The organism is bacterium, from assembly GCA_035454885.1.
GTDB lineage: Bacteria > UBA10199 > UBA10199 > JACPAL01.
This window is the reverse complement of the sequence record DATIGE010000004.1, coordinates 82,063-98,650: the sequence shown is the minus strand read 5'-3', so window position 1 is coordinate 98,650 and position 16,588 is coordinate 82,063. Positions and strand designations below refer to the sequence as shown.

Here is a 16,588-nt window from a genome sequence, read left to right as displayed (position 1 = left end):
GTCCCCAAGTGATGTGACCTAACTTGTCTTTAAAAGATAACGTATTATTATTGTTATCCTTTAGCAACATTCCTTGAAAAACGGCGATGGGCATTGTATGGCGTCCCACCGAGTCGATCGTCTCACCGTCCTCCATCCCGACCTCCCTGACGGGAAGGTCACCGTCGAACTCCCCTGGGGCTCGTTCCCGGACCGGATGCAGGAGACCCTGGACGCCCTGGACGCGAACGACGACGGAACGATCGTCTACTCCCCGCTCTCCGGATCCTCCGCCCCAGCGGAGGCTGAGGTCGTCCATGCGAACGGAACCGTCGACCGCTTCTTCCGCCTCTTTTGGTCCTATGAAGGCGTCGCGCCCTACGCCCGCCGGGATTTGAGCGAGGCGACCATGGACTCCCGGACGGCCTCGTCCGAAGAGATCCAACTCAAACTCTACAACCAGGCCGCCTTGTCCCTACTGAAAGACAAGAAGGACCCCGCCCTCTTCCGCTTGGCCGGGCGCGTCTTGGCCACGGTCGCGGATTACCAGCACCTTTATGAATTGGGCGAGATCGCGCGCGACCGGTGGACGACGACCAAGGACCTGCGCTTCGTGCGCGTTGCCGAGGAACTCTTCTTGGAAGCCCGGAGGCTGGCCGCTCCCGTCCGTATCGGACGTTTTGAATGGATGGAGAAGATCGATGCCTCCCTCCAAAAGATAAACCCCGTCTTGGACAAGGCGGACCGGGAGGCCCTCGCCCTATCCATCCAACGCCCTTTTCTCCTGGCCTCCTTAGGCTCGCCGATCACGGCGGATCTCGAAACCCTGAAAAAGGACGACGGGCTCGTCTTCTTCGAGGTGGCGGTTCCGAAGTCGTGGGTGGAAAAGTCCGAACGCCGGGGCGAAACGGTGGAAGACTCGCTGATCCACTATTTCACCTCCATCGAGCGCCCCACCCTCAAGGGATCGCCCTTTCAGGACGCAGTGGAAGATCGGGAATATCCCCTCATCCCCGCCGCCGCCGAGGAGGACCAACCCGGGGCCACGGACGACCGGATTGACGTCCAATCCTCCTTTCACGTGAACCAAGACCGGATGAATCGGGTCCTCTTCGAGAAGAAAAAGGGGGACATGGTCTACTACCGGGTGGGCTTTCGGTTGCCTAGCTCCGTCCAGGCCTTGGGCGGACGATCCCTCCGGCGCTTCGATCTCAAACTCACCTTGGGCGAGGACCAAGGCACCCGAGAGGTCCCGGGGGCCTTCATCCTGCAGGACATGGCGGACAAGACCAGCCGGGACGTCTTCGCCACGGACCTTCACTTAAGCGAGCGCGACTACGACATCGTCCGCGTCCTTCTGGAGTCCATGGCCGAAGACGTCTCATCCGGCAACGCGCCTGACTCCCTCCCGGAGGACGCCGCGGCCATCGAGCGGTTCTACGAGTCCGTCAACGAGAACGTCGAGGCCTCGTTCGAGTCCTGGAACGATCTCTACCGCCAGGGCAAGATCGACCGCGTCTTCCTCCTGGGCGACTTGGCCGACTTCGTGAACCTGGGCTTGAGCCTTCAAAAGCAGGGCTTCCGGAGCACCAACCTGCGCCGACTCCAGCACATCCTATCGAAGGCGGAGTTCCCCCTCCTGACCGTCACCGGCAACCACGACCATCGGGGCCAGGGCTTCGCCACCAGCAACCATCGTCGGAATTTCGTTTTTCAGGAGGGTCTCCAGAAATATTATGAAAAGTATTTCGACAAGAGCGGGACCGACCACCCCTTCGCCCCGTCCTTCCCTGGTAATCTCTACTGGAACGGAGGCATCCGCGCCTTGATCATGGGGACCTGTTCGAACGACGCCGACTGCCTCGACAGCCAGATCTTGGACCGCCTGAACTCCGACAACCCCTGGAAGATCCCCAACGACGGGTTTCTGGGCCATCAGCTGCGCGAGATCGGAACCTACGAGACCTACGGAACCGGCCTGGGGAACGGTTTCCGCGTCTTTCTCTGGCCCACCGAATCGGAGGACTTCTACTTCGCCAACTTCTTGCTCAAGGATTGTCCCGATCCCGTGGGGATCTTGAGCGCGGACAGTTGTTTTTGGCGTGGCTTGGAGAATTACTGGGTCAAGCAGGAACCCAACGGCATGGGACCGAACCCGGAGAACTTTTTGGCCTTCGTCAATGAGCTTAAGACCGCCCAGTCACGCGGCGAACGGGTCATCCTGGGAGGTCACTATCCGGTGATCTCCACGGGAACGGGACCCGACGGCGTCCAGGCCGGAACGGATACCTTGAAGGGCGACGTGGCCTGGTCGGTCCGTCTCGCCTCCTATTACTTCCGTTCCGCGCAAGGGGATCCTGTCCTGGCAGCCTCGATCTCCGGCCATGTCCATCATTACGAGGAGTACGACTTTTGGTTCCACTTCCACCATTTCGCCGAGGAGAAGCACAAGAAGGAGCATCACGGGGAGAGTTTCACCGGCATGGCCCTTCAGGACCACATCGACGAGATGAGCGAAGAGATCGAGGTCCAGTTCCGCAAGGAGTTGGGAGACATCTTCGACCAAGCGGACACGTCCCTCTACGCCCGTCTCGAGGATTTTCGGGAACGCTGGCATTTAGACGACATCACCCATATCCGCCAAGTCTCCCAGGCGGGCGCGGAGGGCTTCCCGGGGCCGGTCGTCCGCGAGGTCAACAAGGATTCAAGCAAGCACGGTCGCAATTGGGGGACGGCGTTCGTCAACGCGCCGGCCATCGGCCCGCCCGCGGACGTCGACCAGGGCTACTTGATCGTTACCACGAAATCCGACGGAACCTTTGCCATCGAACCGCGTTTCGTGCGCCGGGCCGGCGACGGGCGCATTCTCGATGTTCCGGGGACAGACTTGGAGTCGCTCCGCAAAGGGAGGTGGCAGGAGATCCACGATTGGGACCCGTCGCGTGCGATCGCCCCCTTCGTTCCGCTTCAGGGCAGGACGGTCTCGCGCGTGAACGATCACACCTTAAGACCAAGGCGGACCTTCGACTTCCTCCCGCTGATCTATCAATACCCCGCGGGCAAGATCGGCTTGAACTTGGACTTAACCCTCCAGTGGGATTCCCCGTCGGCGACGCCGGATACCGTCCTTGGAGGCGAACTCGTCTTCCCCTTGAACGATCACGTCAATACCAGGCGCTTCGGGCATCCCAATTATGTCGCGCTCGGCGCGGCCTATTCCTTCGAAAACGAAGATCTCAAGACGCGCTTCGGGATCGACTGGGGCCAGTTTCGGACCGACGTCACCTTGGAGAATTTAAGCTCGGCCCATCCTATGTTCGGAGGCGAGCTGCTGTGGCATACCGTCCTGCCGCCTCAACCCGGCGTTGGTGTCTGGATCAATTCGGATTTCGAGGGAAACGTCTCGGGAGGGCTCATGTTGCGGGCAACGCCGACCCTCCTGACCGTCAGGCCCTAGCGATCCGTTCTTTTTATTAGACAACTTTTTCGAGGGCTGCCGATCACCTGGCACGGAGGTATCCCTCGAGTGTCCACACCCGTCCGGCGGCTATCGATTTCGCACCCGGACCTCGACCATCCGGTGGACGTCCCCCTGCCCTGGGACAACCTCCCGGCGGCTTATCAATCCATTCTCGACGACCTGGACGCCAACGACGACGGCGAGGTGAGCTATTCCCCGATCGAGGGAGGGGCCACGGCCGTCCTCCCCGTGGAAGCGCATCACGCGGACGGATCGGCCGCGCGTCTCCAACAGGTCCTCTGGGGCGTGGCCCGAACCTACCCGGCCAATAGCCGGGACGGCGACCGGGTCACGTTGACCGACCGGACGCGGCAGATCCAGACGCTCCAGGACCAGGTCTTCGACAACGTCGTCCTCCCCCTCTTGGGCGACCGGAGAAACATCGGGCGTTGGCGTGCGGCCTTGCGGCTCCTCTCGGAGACCGGGGATTACCGCCACCTGTACCGCCTCGGCGTGATGGCCCGGTCCCAAACCGCGAACCAGACCGACTTCCTGCGCCTTTCCGAAAGCCTCCTCCTGGCGGCCAAGCGGATCGCGGCCCCCGTCCGGGCGGCGCGGACCCAGGACTTTCAAGGCATCGTCAACGAGCTCTCGGAGGTTCAAGCCGCCCTGGACGCGGCGGACCGGGCGGACTTCCAGAGGGACGCGCGCTCCCCCTATCTCCTGGCGGCGCCCGGCAGCCCCATCTCCGCGAACTTGGCCGACTTGGAGCGCGAAAACGGGACGGTCACCTTCGCCGTCGCCGTGCCTCAGGCGTTTATCGACGCCCATCCGACCGACCTCGATAGGGCGATCGCGGATTCGTTGAACACGGACGGAGGCGTTTTCGCCCGCCGGTCGGTCTTTCAGGACCAAAACGACGGCGTCGAAAGACGGCTGACGGCGGTTTCCGTCGAGCGGGACGCGCCGGGATCGGCCGACGACCCGATCGGTGCAACGTCTTCCTTCCACTTGGACCACGGCCGGCTCGGCCGGACCGTCTTCCGCGGCCGGCCCATGACGTATTTCCGCGTCAACTTCCGCCTGGAGAACCCGCCAGAGGCCCTCGGGGGACGTCCGATCCGGAAATTCGACCTTGTGATCCGGAGGGGCGAGACGACCCGGACCGTCCCTGGCTCCTTCGTCCTCCAAAACATGGCGAACACCACGAGCCGGGACGTCTTCGCCTCCGACCTGCACATCAACGAGCGGGACTATGAAATCGTGCGCGTCATGCGGTCGAGCCTCCTTTCCCTCGCCAACCGTTACGAAACCGACGGCATCCTTCCGGACCAGGTCCCCATCCTCCGGAGCCAGGCCGAGGAGGTCGAGCGATTCTACGAGTCGGTCAACGAGAGGATCGAGGCGGCGGTCGACCAGTGGAACGAGGACTACCGGGCCGGGCGCATCCACCGCGTCTTCCTGGCAGGCGACCTGGTCGACTTCGTCAACATCGCGGGCACCTTGGAGCGGCAGGGATACCGGGGCACGAACCTTCGTAGGTTTCAGGAGATTCTCGGGAGGCTCGAGGCCCCGATGCTGGTCGTGAGCGGCAACCACGACCATCACGGCTACCGGTTTCCCCTCTCCCTCCACCGGCGGAACTTCATCAACGCGGGCGGACTTCAAAACCTCTATGAGATGCACTACGACACGCATCGCTTTCCCAACTCCGTCCTCTACTTCGAAGGCGTGAAGGGGCTTCTCCCGTCCTCGAGCTCGGGCGACGGCTGGATCTCGGACGTGATCCGCGAGCTCTCCGCCGACAACCCCTTCGGTCCGGTCAACGACGACTTTCTGGACCACCACATGCGCGAGCTCGGCACCTATGAGACCTACGGAACCGGGCTCGGCAACGGCTTCCGCGTCTTCGCCTGGCCGACGGAGACCGAGCATTTCAACTATGCGCGTTACCTGTTGGAGGAGGTCCACGATCCCGTCGCGCCGGGGGTCATTGACGGAATCGCCCAGTACGTGGGCCGGCAACACGTGAACGGCAAGGGCCCGAGGCCCGAGACCTTCATCGCGTTCCTCCGGGAGCTGGAGGCCGCGCGTTCGAGCGGCCAGAGGCTGATCCTCATGGGCCACTATCCCCCGTTCTTTGCCGGAGAAGGCCCCGACCAAACGCCGGACGCGGCCGATTCGCTTCGGGGCGACGCCGCCTGGGCGGTCCGCCTGGCATCTTGGTACTACCGGCGGCCGAACGGAGAGGCCGTGATGCCGCTCGCCGTCTCCGGCCATGTCCACCATTATGGGGAATCGGACTTCCGGTTTCATTTCTCCGATGCCGCGGAGGAAGCCCGTTTCCGGACGGGGCTGGGGAATATCCTCCAGAGGAAGAACGCCGGATCGATCTTCGACGACCTCCACCAGCTGCGCCACGACTGGGATCTGGACAATCGAATTGAAATTCGACGCGTCCAAGACCCGGGATCGGACGGCCTCCCGGGCCCGATCATGAGGGACTTCAACGCGAACTCGTCTTCTTATTGCCGCCAAAGGGGGACGGCGTTCGTCAATCTGCCCTCGGTCGGCGTCCCCTCGGAGGACGGGAGCGGATATCTCGTCCTCACGACGAACCCCGGCGGGAGCGTGGAGACGCAGCTCAAATTCTACCGGATGGCGCACGACGGGCGGCCGGTCCGCGCCTTGGGACGCGACCTGGAGGGTTTCCGGCGCGGCCGTTGGAACGAGGACCGGGCCTGGGACGCGTCGCGCACGATGCCCGCCTTTGCGGCCCACACCCAACCGACGGCGGTGACGACCTCGGGGCCCGGAGTACCGGGGAGCCAGCCGCATTGGGATTTTTTCCCGATCGTCTACCAGTATCCGAGGGGCAAAATCGCCCTCACCTTGGACGGCGGCCTCGAATGGGACGCCCGCTCCGGCCGGGTCAGCGGCATGATCGGCGGACAGCTCCTCTTTCCAACGACCCACCACATCCATACCGTTATCGGCGGACCGAATTATTTCGCCATGGGAGCGGAATACTCCGGGCTTTCGAACGACCTCCGTGTCCGGATCGGACTGGACTGGGGTCTCCCGACGACCTACCTCACGGTCAACCGCCTCACGAGCGGCAATCCGGCCTACGGCGGTGAGATTTTCTTCCATGGGATTTTCCCGCACGCCGGCCTCACGGTCTGGGGCGAGTCCACAAGGGACGCCGACTGGGCCGCGGGTCTCGGGCTCCGGCTGACACTTCCGCTCGTCACGTTCCGTAGTTCGAGCGGAGCCCATCCCGATCGATAGGTGTGGATAAGTTTTTTCGCTCCGCCGTCATAAATTCCTGGATTTTTTCCCGAAGAGGTCTAAGAAGAAATTCCAGCCAGATCGTCATAGAATCTTAACGTGAAGACAAAATTCATCTTCGTCACCGGCGGCGTCGTTTCCTCCCTGGGAAAAGGGCTGGCGGCGGCCTCCATCGGGGCCTTGCTGGAATCACGCGGCCTGAAAGTCACCCTTCAAAAGCTCGATCCCTACCTCAACGTGGACGCCGGCACGATGAACCCGTTCCAGCACGGCGAGGTCTTCGTCACCGAGGACGGCGCCGAGACCGACTTGGACTTGGGCCACTACGAGCGCTTTACGACGATCCGGACCTCCAAGCTCAACAACTTCACCACCGGGCGGATCTACGATGCCGTCATTCATAAGGAGAGAAAGGGCGAATACCTGGGCAAGACCGTCCAGGTGATTCCCCACATCACCGACGAGATCAAGGGCGCCATCATGCAGGTGACCCGCGGGGTCGACCTGGTCATCGTCGAGATCGGCGGCACGGTCGGCGACATCGAGAGCCTCCCCTTTCTGGAGGCCATCCGGCAATTCCGCTTCGACGTGGGCGAGGAGAATTGTCTCTACATCCACCTGACTCTCGTTCCCTTCATCCCGACGGCGGGCGAGCTCAAGACCAAGCCCACCCAGCATTCCGTGCAGAAACTCCGCGAGATCGGCATCCAGCCGGACCTCCTTCTCTGCCGGACGGACCGTCCCCTCTCCAAGGAACTCAAGGCCAAGATCGCCCTTTTCTGCAACATGCCGGCCGACTGCGTGATCACGGCCAAGGACGTCGACTCGATCTACGAGGTGCCCCTGGTCCTTCATGAGGAGGGATTGGACGAAAAGATCGTCGAGATCCTCAACATCTGGACGCGGACGCCGGAATTGGGGGCATGGCAGGAGCTGGTCCATCGCATCAGGAACCCCAAGCAGTCGGTGACCATCGCGGTGGTGGGCAAATACGTGCACTTGACCGACTCCTACAAGAGCCTGAACGAGGCCCTGAAACACGCCGGTTTCGCCAACGAGGCGAACGTGAAACTCAAGTTTTTCGATTCCGAGGAGCTGGAGGGCGAGGGAGACATCGGAGCCGCCCTGGCCGGGACGGAGGGCTTGGACGGCATTCTCGTCCCCGGCGGCTTCGGCAACCGGGGCGTGGAGGGCAAGATCCGCGCGATCACCTACGCGCGCGAGAACCGCATCCCCTACTTCGGAATCTGTCTGGGCATGCAACTGGCCGTGATCGAGTTCGCGCGGAACGTCTGCGGCCTCAAGGACGCGAACTCGACCGAGTTCAACCCCCAGACGGCGCACCCGGTGATCGCCCTCATGGAGGAGCAGAAGGCCGTCGTCATGAAAGGCGCGAGCATGCGGCTGGGCGCCTACCCCTGCGACGTGGAGAAATCGACGCTGGCCTTCGAGGCCTATGGCGAAATACAGATCTCGGAGCGCCACCGCCACCGCTTTGAGTTCAACAATTTCTACATGGACAAGCTCACGGGCAAGGGATTGGTCGTCTCGGGCGTCTGTCCCCAGGGCGGGCTGGTCGAGATGGTGGAATTGAAGAAGCATCCGTGGTTCCTGGGTTGCCAGTTCCACCCGGAGTTCAAGTCGCGCCCGCACCAGCCGCATCCGCTCTTCCTGCGCTTCATCAAGGCCGCCTGCGAGTACGGGCGGCGCCGCCAATGGACGGGAAAGGTCGACAAGGCGCCGGACGCGGCCGCGTCCGACTCCGCAAGTCCCGCCTCCGGCCTCTCCGACACCACGAAAGTCAAGACTAAATAGCCCCCCAAAAAATATAGTTTTCGATCGCGGCTCCTTTCTTGACAAGGCCCGGCCTGGTTTCTAAAATTTGGGCAGATTTATGGCCCTTGAAATCAAGCAGAGCCTGAAGCTGGCCCAGCAACTCGTCATCACCCCGCAACTGCAGCAGGCGATCAAGCTGTTACAGCTTTCGCGGCTCGAGCTTCAAAACCTGGTCCAGCACGAACTCCTCGAAAACCCCATTCTGGAAGAAACGCCCGAGGAGACCGCGTCCAAGGAGGAGGAGGAGGTCTCGGTCACCGAACCCTCGGCCCTCCTGCACGACCAGCACGACAAGGAGCAGAAAACCGCCGAGGTCGGCACCAAGGACGGCACGCTGAAGGAGCCCACCAATTTTGACTGGGAAAATTACATGGGCAACTACAACGCCGCGGAGTCCGGCGGCGGCGAGTCCCGGGATTTCAGCGACGAGCCCCCGCCCTACGAGAACCTGGCGCCGACCGGCACGTCCCTTCAGGATCACATCCTCTGGCAACTCCACATGGCGGCGGTCCCGCAGGAGGAGATTGAAATCGCCGAGGAGCTGATCGGCAACATCGACGACGACGGCTACATCAAGGGCGACTTGAACGAGATCGCCCAAAAAATGGGCGTTTCGCTCTTTCAGATCGAGAGCACCCTGGCGCGCATCCAAGAGCTTGATCCTCCGGGCATCGGGGCGCGAAACCTCCAGGAATGCCTCAAGATCCAGATCAAACCATTCGAGCAGCGCGAAAGAGGTCTTCTCGAGTCCCTGATCGATCACCATCTCGAGGATCTGGAACGAAAGAACTATCCGGCCATCCTGAAGGACTTGAAGATTTCCATGGAAAGGCTGCGCGAGCTCGCTCACATCATCTCAACGCTGGAGCCCAAGCCCGGTCGGCCCTTCGGCAGCGAGCGGCCCCAGTACATCATCCCGGACGTCTTCGTGGAGAAGGCGGGTACCGAATACATCGTGTTTCTGAACGACGACGGACTTCCCAAGCTCCAGGTCAGCAATTTCTACCGGAACGCTCTTTATCAAAAGGAAATGCCGTCGAACGCCAAGGAGTACATCCAGGACAAGCTCCGATCGGCCCTCTGGCTCATCCGGAGCATCCATCAAAGGCAGCGCACGCTCTACCGGGTTACGTCGTCCATCGTGAAGTTCCAGAAGGACTTCCTCGAGCACGGCGTCTCGGCGCTCAAGCCCATGGTCCTGCGCGACATCGCCGAGGACATCAACATGCACGAGTCGACCATCTCGCGCGTGACGACCAACAAGTACGTGCAGACCCCGCGCGGGCTCTTTGAGCTGAAGTTCTTCTTCAACGCCCGCGTTCCCTCCGGGAACGGCGACGGGCTCACCTCCGAGGCGGTCAAGGAGGAGATCCGGAAGCTCGTCACCGGCGAGGACCCGAAAAAGCCCCTTTCCGACCAGATCATCACGGACCAATTGAACAAGAACAACATCCAGATCGCGCGAAGGACCGTCGCAAAGTACCGCGAATTGATGGGGATTCTCCCCGCGTCCCGCCGTCGCCAGGTACTCTAATCCAAGGAGGTCTTTTTGGAAATCAACCTCACTTTCCGTCACGCCGAATCCTCGAAAGTTCTCAGGGATCACATTCAGGATAAAATCGACCGGCTCGCGAAATATTTCATCAAGCCGACGAACGCCCACGTCATCCTGAACGTCGAAGGCACGCGGCACGTCGCGGAAATTACCTTTTCCGAGAATCACGGCCTCTTCAACGCCAAGGCCTTGAGCCACGACATGTATCTCTCCGTCGACCGGGCCCTCGCGAAGATCGAGCGCCAGATCAAGAAGTATAAGGAAAAGGTCAAGGGCCACCACAGGAAACCCGGCCGGAGCCCGAAAACGCGCCGCTTGGCGTGACATTACAATTGCTTTTTGCGCAGCCGGGGTCTATAGACCCTCCCTCGCACAGCGGACCGCCGCCATGAAAATAAAGCAGATACTCTCCAAGTCTTGCGTTCTTTCCCACTTGTCCGCCCGGACGAAAGACGACGTCATCACGGAACTCGCCGGGCTCCTCGCCACGAATTTCTCGAATCTCTCCCGCGATGAGATGATCGGCATCCTGTCCGAACGCGAAAAGCTGGGGAGCACCGGCATCGGGAACGGCGTCGCCATTCCTCACGGAAAGATCCCCGCCCTCACGCAGATCGTGACCGGCTTCGGGCGGAGCGTGGAAGGCATCCCCTTCGACTCCCAAGACGGAAAGCCGGCGCACCTTTTCTTCGTCCTGCTCGCGCCCGAGAACGCGGCGAGTCTCCATCTCAAGGCCCTGGCCCGTCTTTCGCGACTCCTCAAGGACGTCCATTTCCGCAACAAGCTCATGGAAGCCGCGGACGCCGACCAGCTGTATCAGGAGATCATCGGAGAAGATGACAAGTTCTAAGGCGACTCATGATCTCATTGCCCGTTTCCTCTTTGCTCGGCGACAAGGATTACCAGCTCGAGCTTGAGTCCCTCTCGAAACAACGCATCGCTTTCAAGAAAATCCTGATCCCCCAGGTTCAAAAGCCGGGATTGGCCCTCACGGGCTACACGGCCAACCTGCAGCCGGGTCGTATCCAGGTGCTCGGAAACTCCGAGGTGCACTTTCTGAGGAACATGAAGCCGGCCAAGGCCGCCGCCGTTCTCCGGCAGATCTGCCGGAGGGATATCGCCTGTTTCGTCGTCACCAACCGCAACCGTCCGCCCTCCGTTTTGGTCCGGGAGGCGGCCCGCGGGCGGATCCCCCTCCTCCGGACCTCCCTCACCACCGGCATCTTCATCCAGCGCGTGACCCGTTTTCTCGAGGACAGGCTGACCGAGACCACGACCACGCACGGGGTCCTCCTCGACGTCTTCGGCGTGGGCGTCCTCCTTCTGGGCAAGAGCGGCATCGGCAAGAGCGAGTGTGGGCTGGAGCTGGTCATGAAGGGGCACCGGCTGGTCGCGGACGACGTCGTCAATATCTGCAAGAAAGCGCCCACCTCGCTTTACGGCTTTGGCTCGGAACTCATCAAGTACCACATGGAAATCCGGGGACTGGGCATCATCAACATCAAGGATCTCTTCGGCGTCACCTCCGTCCGGGACCAGAAATTGATCGAGCTCGTCATCGCCATCGTCGAATGGAACCCGCGCCAGGAGTACGAGCGCCTCGGGATCGACCAGCAAACGCACGAGATTCTGGGCGTGAAGATCCCCTTCATTCAACTGCCCGTCCGACCCGGACGGAGTCTCACCACCGTCATCGAGGTCGCGGCGAGAAACCATCTCTTGAAGCTTAAAGGCTTCTATTCGGCCAAAGAGTTTCAGGCCAAGCTGACCCGCCAGCTCCTGTGGGGCGAGAATGAAAAGACCCGTGGGACCGTCGCATGAGCCGCGCCTCTCCCGAAATCCTCCTGATTTCCGGTCTCTCCGGAGCGGGTAAATCGACCGCGCTCAATCTTCTGGAGGATCTGGGCTATTTCGGGATCGACAACCTGCCGGGCGCCCTGCTCCCTCATCTCCTGGATCTCCTCCAGGCCGGCCGGGGCCTCAGCCACCTGAAGAAGATCGTGCTCGTCATGGACGCCCGCGAGAAGGGTTTCGTGAAAAACTTCGAGCGTTGCTTCCGTCTGCTTCGGGAGCGCAAGGTCCGGCACCGCATCGTTTTCTTCGACGCCCGCGACGACGTTCTCGTCCGCCGCTACTCGGAGACGCGCCGCCGCCATCCCCTCGCTCCCACCGGACGGGCCTCGGATGGGATCCGCAAGGAACGTGCCCTTCTCACGCCGATGCGGGGTGCCGCCCACGACGTGATCGACACGACCTATGTCGGCCTCAAGGACCTTCGCGGACGGATCCTGTCACTCGTTCGGGACCGTACGCCATCGAGAGGCCGGCAAAAACCCTCCGTCACCGTCGTCTCCTTCGGCTACCGCCACGGGCTTCCGCTCGAGGCCGACCTCGTGTTCGACGTCCGTTCGCTGCCGAATCCTCATTTCGTGCCGCGTCTTCGCCCCCTCTCGGGGCGCGACGCCAAGGTGGCCCGCTTTGTTCTCGGCCAGCGCGAAACCAAGGGGCTCTTAAAGCCCATCCGCTCCCTTCTTCGCCTCGTCTTGGAGCGATCCGTTCGCGAGGGAAAATCCTATTTGAACATCGCCTTCGGCTGCACCGGAGGGCGCCACCGTTCGGTGGCCATCGCCGAGTCGGCGGGGAGAGACTTGAATCGGTGGGGGTATGCGGCTAAAGTGGTTCATCGGGACGTGAACCGGGAGGAATGAAGGCGTGATCGGGACCATTGTCGTATCGCACGGAAACATAGGAATGGAGATGGTGCGCGTTGCGCGCTCCATCGTCACCGACGCCGCCCCGATGGCCGGCGTCGCTCTTGAGCATGACGAGGATGCGACTCAGATGCGGGACAAGATCCTCGCGGCGATCCGCGAGGTGGATCGCGGCGGCGGCATCCTGCTCCTGTCGGACATGTTCGGCGGAACGCCCTCGAACCTGTGCCTGTCCTTTCTTCAGGAAGGGCGGATCGAGGTCATCACGGGCGTGAACCTGCCCATGCTCATCAAACTGGCAAGCTTTAGGGGGGAGAGGCCGCTGGCGGAGATCGCCGCGTTCATCCGGGAATATGGTCAAAAAAACATCGCGCTCGCCGGAGAAGTCCTCAAGGGAAGCGCCGGCTCCGCCTAGAGAGGGCGGGACCGTCAAGACGTTCCTCATCAAGAACGACCTGGGCCTCCACGCGCGCGCAGCGGCGCAGTTCGTGAAGATCGCCAGCCGTTTTGGCGCGGAGGTCTTCGTGAGCAAGGACTCCCGGGAAGTGAACGGCAAGAGCATCATGGGCATCCTCATGCTCGCCGCGGCCAAAGGCTCGAAGATCACCATCCGCACGGAGGGCGCCGACGGACCGGACGCCCTGGCCGCCCTTGAAGTGCTGATCGAAAACAAATTCGGCGAACAATGAGCGCACGCCGCCTCAACCGGCAGCTGAAAGGAATCGCGGTCTCCCCGGGCATCGCCGTGGGGACGGTCCATCTCCTCGAGGCGGAGCCCGTCAACGTCCCGAAGTACTGGATATCCGACCGCGAAGTGACGGGGGAGATCAACCGTTTTCGCCAATCCCTCAAGCGCACCCAGACCGAACTCGCGCGCATCAAGGAAAAGCTTTGCAAATTCCAGGCGGGCGATCAGGCCAAGATCATCGACTCGCACCGGCTGATCGCCCAGGACGAGCAGCTGGTTGAAGGAACCATCCAGGCCGTCCGGCAGGAGAAGATCAACGTCGAGTGGGCCTTCCACAAGGAGGTCCAGAAGATGATGGAGGCGTTCCCCAAGACCACCGACGCCTATTTTCGGGAACGTTACAGCGAGCTGGGACACGTGGCCCGGCGCATCCTGCTCAACCTCCTCGGCGCGGACGCGCCTTCCCTGCCCAAGCTGGACAAGGACGCGGCGATCGTCGCGCACGACCTCTCTCCCACCGACACCGTCCAGCTGGTCAAGGGAATGACCCAGGGATTCGTCACTGAAGCGGGCGGGTCGACGTCACACACGGCGATCATCGCGCGCGCTCTCGACATTCCGGCCGTCTGCGGCATCGAGGGGATCACTCACCTCGCGCACGAAGGCGACCCCATCCTCATCGACGGCAACGAAGGGTTGGTGATCCTCCACCCCTCCGCCGCCGAACAGAAACAATACAACACGCTCCGCAAGAAATTCGAGCGGCAGGAAAATCAGCTTCTCAAGGAGGCCCACCTGCCGTCCGTCACGATGGACGGCTACCGGCTGCGGCTCGCGGCGAACATGGAACTCCTGGATGAGATTCCCGCCATCAAGTCCCACGGCGGCGAAGGCGTCGGGCTTTTCCGCACGGAAATGCTCTTCCTCTCGCGGAAACGCCTGCCGTCCGAAGACGAACAGTTCCACGCCTACCGGGAGGTCCTGCAAAAGATGGCCCCCGAGTCGACGACCATCCGCACCTTCGACATCGGCGGCGACAAGGTGATGGATGACGAGGACTTTGACGAAGGCGTGAATCCCGCGCTGGGTCTCCGCGCCATCCGCTACTGTCTGAAGCGGCGCGACCTCTTGAAGACGCAGCTTCGCGCGATGCTGCGGGCGTCCCGCTTCGGCCCCCTCAAAATCCTGATCCCCATGATCACGAACCTGGAGGAGCTCCGCCAAGTGAGAAAGATCGTCGGCGAGCTTCAGGACGAACTTCGCGACAAGGGCTCTCCCTTCGATGGATCGGTGAAGCTCGGCGCCATGGTGGAAACCCCCGCGGCGGCCCTGATGGCCGAGGAGCTGGCGGCGGAGTCGGATTTTTTGAGCATCGGCACGAACGACCTGATCCAGTACACCCTGGCCGTCGACCGCGTGAACGAGGAGGTCTCCTACCTCTACGAACCCCTCCATCCGGCCGTGCTCCGCCTCCTCAAGATCATCAGCGACGCGGGACGCGCGCGGAACATCGACGTCTCGGTCTGCGGCGAGATGGCCGGCGACCCCCTCTGCTTCCTGATTCTCCTGGGATTGGGCCTCACGGAGCTTTCGATGACCCCCCTCTCCATCCCCCGGGTGAAAAAGCTCACCCGCTCGGTCACCTTCCGCCAGGCCAAACAACTCCTCGACCGCGCGCTCGACTGCAAAACCGCCACCGAAGTCGAACACCTCGTACAGCGGGAAACCCAAAAGATTCGGGCATTTGCCAAGCTCTGAGCGCTTCCACCCCCGGCCCGATATCAACGATTGACTTCGGGGAAATTCCCCGGTTACTTACGGGACTCTTTTTTGGAGACTCTTATGGCGAAAGAATTCCTCTTCAGCTCGGAATCAGTGACCGAAGGCCATCCGGACAAGGTGGCCGACCAGGTCTCGGACGGCGTCCTCGACGCCTTCTTGGCCCAGGACCCCCTCTCGCGCGTGGCCTGCGAGACGCTGGTCAGCACGGGGCTTGTCGTCATAGCGGGCGAAATCACAAGCAAGGGCATGGTCGACTACCAGAAGATCGCGCGCGAGACGATCGCGGAGATCGGATACACGGACTCCGGCATCGGCTTCGACGCCTCCTCCTGCGCCGTGCTCGTCACCGTCGGCCGCCAGTCCCCCGACATCTCCCAGGGCGTGACGCCCGGCGAGGGCCTCTTCCCCGACCAGGGCGCCGGAGACCAGGGCCTCATGTTCGGCTATGCGACCGACGAGACGCCGGAGCTCATGCCGATGCCGATCGTTTACGCCCACAAGCTCACGCGAAAATTGGCCGAGGTCCGCAAGTCCAAGAAGGTCCCCTTCCTGCGACCGGACGGCAAGTCGCAGGTGACCGTCGAATACCGCGACAGCCGGCCCGCCCGCGTTCACACGGTGGTCCTGTCCTCCCAGCACGATCCCTCGGTGACGTACAACCAGCTCAAGGACGCCCTGATGGAGGAAGTCGTCAAAAAGACGATCCCCGACCAGATGCTCGACCGCGACTCGAAGTTCTTCATCAACCCGACGGGCCGGTTCGTCGTCGGCGGGCCGCACGGCGACTCCGGGCTCACGGGCCGCAAGATCATCGTCGACACCTACGGCGGCTGGGGCCGCCACGGCGGCGGCGCCTTCTCGGGCAAGGACCCGAGTAAGGTGGACCGCTCCGCCTGCTACATGGCGCGATACGTGGCCAAGAATATCGTCGCGTCGCAATTGGCGAAGCGCTGCGAGGTCCAGATCGCGTACGCGATCGGCTACGCCGAGCCCATCTCGTTCATGGTGGACACCTTCGGCACGGGAAAGATCGCCGACGAGAAGCTGGCGGAGATCGCCTCCCATCTTTGGGACCTGCGCCCCGCCGGCATCATCAAGGCCTTGGACCTTCTGCGCCCCATTTACAAGAAAACGGCGGCCTACGGGCATTTCGGGCGCCAGGATCCCGACTTTACCTGGGAGAATACGGACCGGGTGAACGATCTGCTCCGGCTCGCGGGCGGCAAGGGCGTCTCATCAAAAAAGACAGACACCGCGGGCGCGGCGGTTCGCGGGGAAAAACGGGA

At 62.2% G+C, this 16,588-nt stretch carries 11 protein-coding genes and 1 pseudogene; all 12 read left to right on the top strand.

Going from position 1 to position 16,588, the window contains the following annotated elements; genetic code table 11:
• The first annotated feature begins 97 nt into the window (after nucleotides 1-97).
• The 12 genes and pseudogenes from VLJ37_01030 to metK all read left to right on the top strand — a co-directional run bounded on the left by VLJ37_01030 (nucleotide 98) and on the right by metK (nucleotide 16,514).
• Nucleotides 98-3,436: a hypothetical protein gene (locus tag VLJ37_01030; GenBank protein ID HSA58252.1), complete on the top strand. Its 3,339-nt coding sequence runs from the start codon at nucleotides 98-100 to the stop codon at nucleotides 3,434-3,436.
• Between the two features lie 69 nt (nucleotides 3,437-3,505).
• Nucleotides 3,506-6,730, top strand: a complete 3,225-nt coding sequence (locus tag VLJ37_01025) for a hypothetical protein (GenBank protein ID HSA58251.1) — start codon at nucleotides 3,506-3,508, stop codon at nucleotides 6,728-6,730.
• Between the two features lie 99 nt (nucleotides 6,731-6,829).
• Nucleotides 6,830-8,545 (top strand): CTP synthase, encoded by a 1,716-nt coding sequence (locus tag VLJ37_01020; GenBank protein HSA58250.1) that lies wholly within the window; start codon nucleotides 6,830-6,832, stop codon nucleotides 8,543-8,545.
• A 79-nt stretch (nucleotides 8,546-8,624) separates the two neighbouring features.
• Entirely contained in the window at nucleotides 8,625-10,100 is a 1,476-nt protein-coding gene (gene rpoN, locus VLJ37_01015; GenBank protein ID HSA58249.1) for an RNA polymerase factor sigma-54, read from the top strand.
• A 15-nt stretch (nucleotides 10,101-10,115) separates the two neighbouring features.
• Nucleotides 10,116-10,445 (top strand): ribosome-associated translation inhibitor RaiA, encoded by a 330-nt coding sequence (gene raiA / locus VLJ37_01010; protein HSA58248.1) that lies wholly within the window; start codon nucleotides 10,116-10,118, stop codon nucleotides 10,443-10,445.
• Nucleotides 10,446-10,509: 64 nt separating this feature from the next.
• A complete protein-coding gene (locus VLJ37_01005; protein ID HSA58247.1) occupies nucleotides 10,510-10,971 on the top strand; it encodes a PTS sugar transporter subunit IIA in 462 nt (153 codons plus the stop codon).
• A gap of 8 nt (nucleotides 10,972-10,979) precedes the next feature.
• Nucleotides 10,980-11,942, top strand: coding sequence for an HPr(Ser) kinase/phosphatase (gene hprK, locus VLJ37_01000; protein HSA58246.1), 963 nt, complete (start codon nucleotides 10,980-10,982; stop codon nucleotides 11,940-11,942).
• Nucleotides 11,939-12,829, top strand: coding sequence for an RNase adapter RapZ (gene rapZ, locus VLJ37_00995; protein HSA58245.1), 891 nt, complete (start codon nucleotides 11,939-11,941; stop codon nucleotides 12,827-12,829). The genes hprK and rapZ overlap by 4 nt, the downstream gene beginning before the upstream one ends.
• Nucleotides 12,830-12,833: 4 nt before the next feature.
• Complete coding sequence (locus VLJ37_00990; protein ID HSA58244.1) at nucleotides 12,834-13,247, top strand: PTS fructose transporter subunit IIA; 414 nt, start codon at nucleotides 12,834-12,836, stop codon at nucleotides 13,245-13,247.
• Nucleotides 13,248-13,275: 28 nt separating this feature from the next.
• Complete coding sequence (locus VLJ37_00985) at nucleotides 13,276-13,521, top strand: HPr family phosphocarrier protein (protein ID HSA58243.1); 246 nt, start codon at nucleotides 13,276-13,278, stop codon at nucleotides 13,519-13,521.
• Nucleotides 13,518-15,278, top strand: a complete 1,761-nt coding sequence (gene ptsP, locus VLJ37_00980) for a phosphoenolpyruvate--protein phosphotransferase (protein HSA58242.1) — start codon at nucleotides 13,518-13,520, stop codon at nucleotides 15,276-15,278. The genes VLJ37_00985 and ptsP overlap by 4 nt, the downstream gene beginning before the upstream one ends.
• Nucleotides 15,279-15,362: 84 nt before the next feature.
• Nucleotides 15,363-16,514: pseudogene (gene metK / locus VLJ37_00975) on the top strand (methionine adenosyltransferase).
• Nucleotides 16,515-16,588 lie beyond the last annotated feature (74 nt).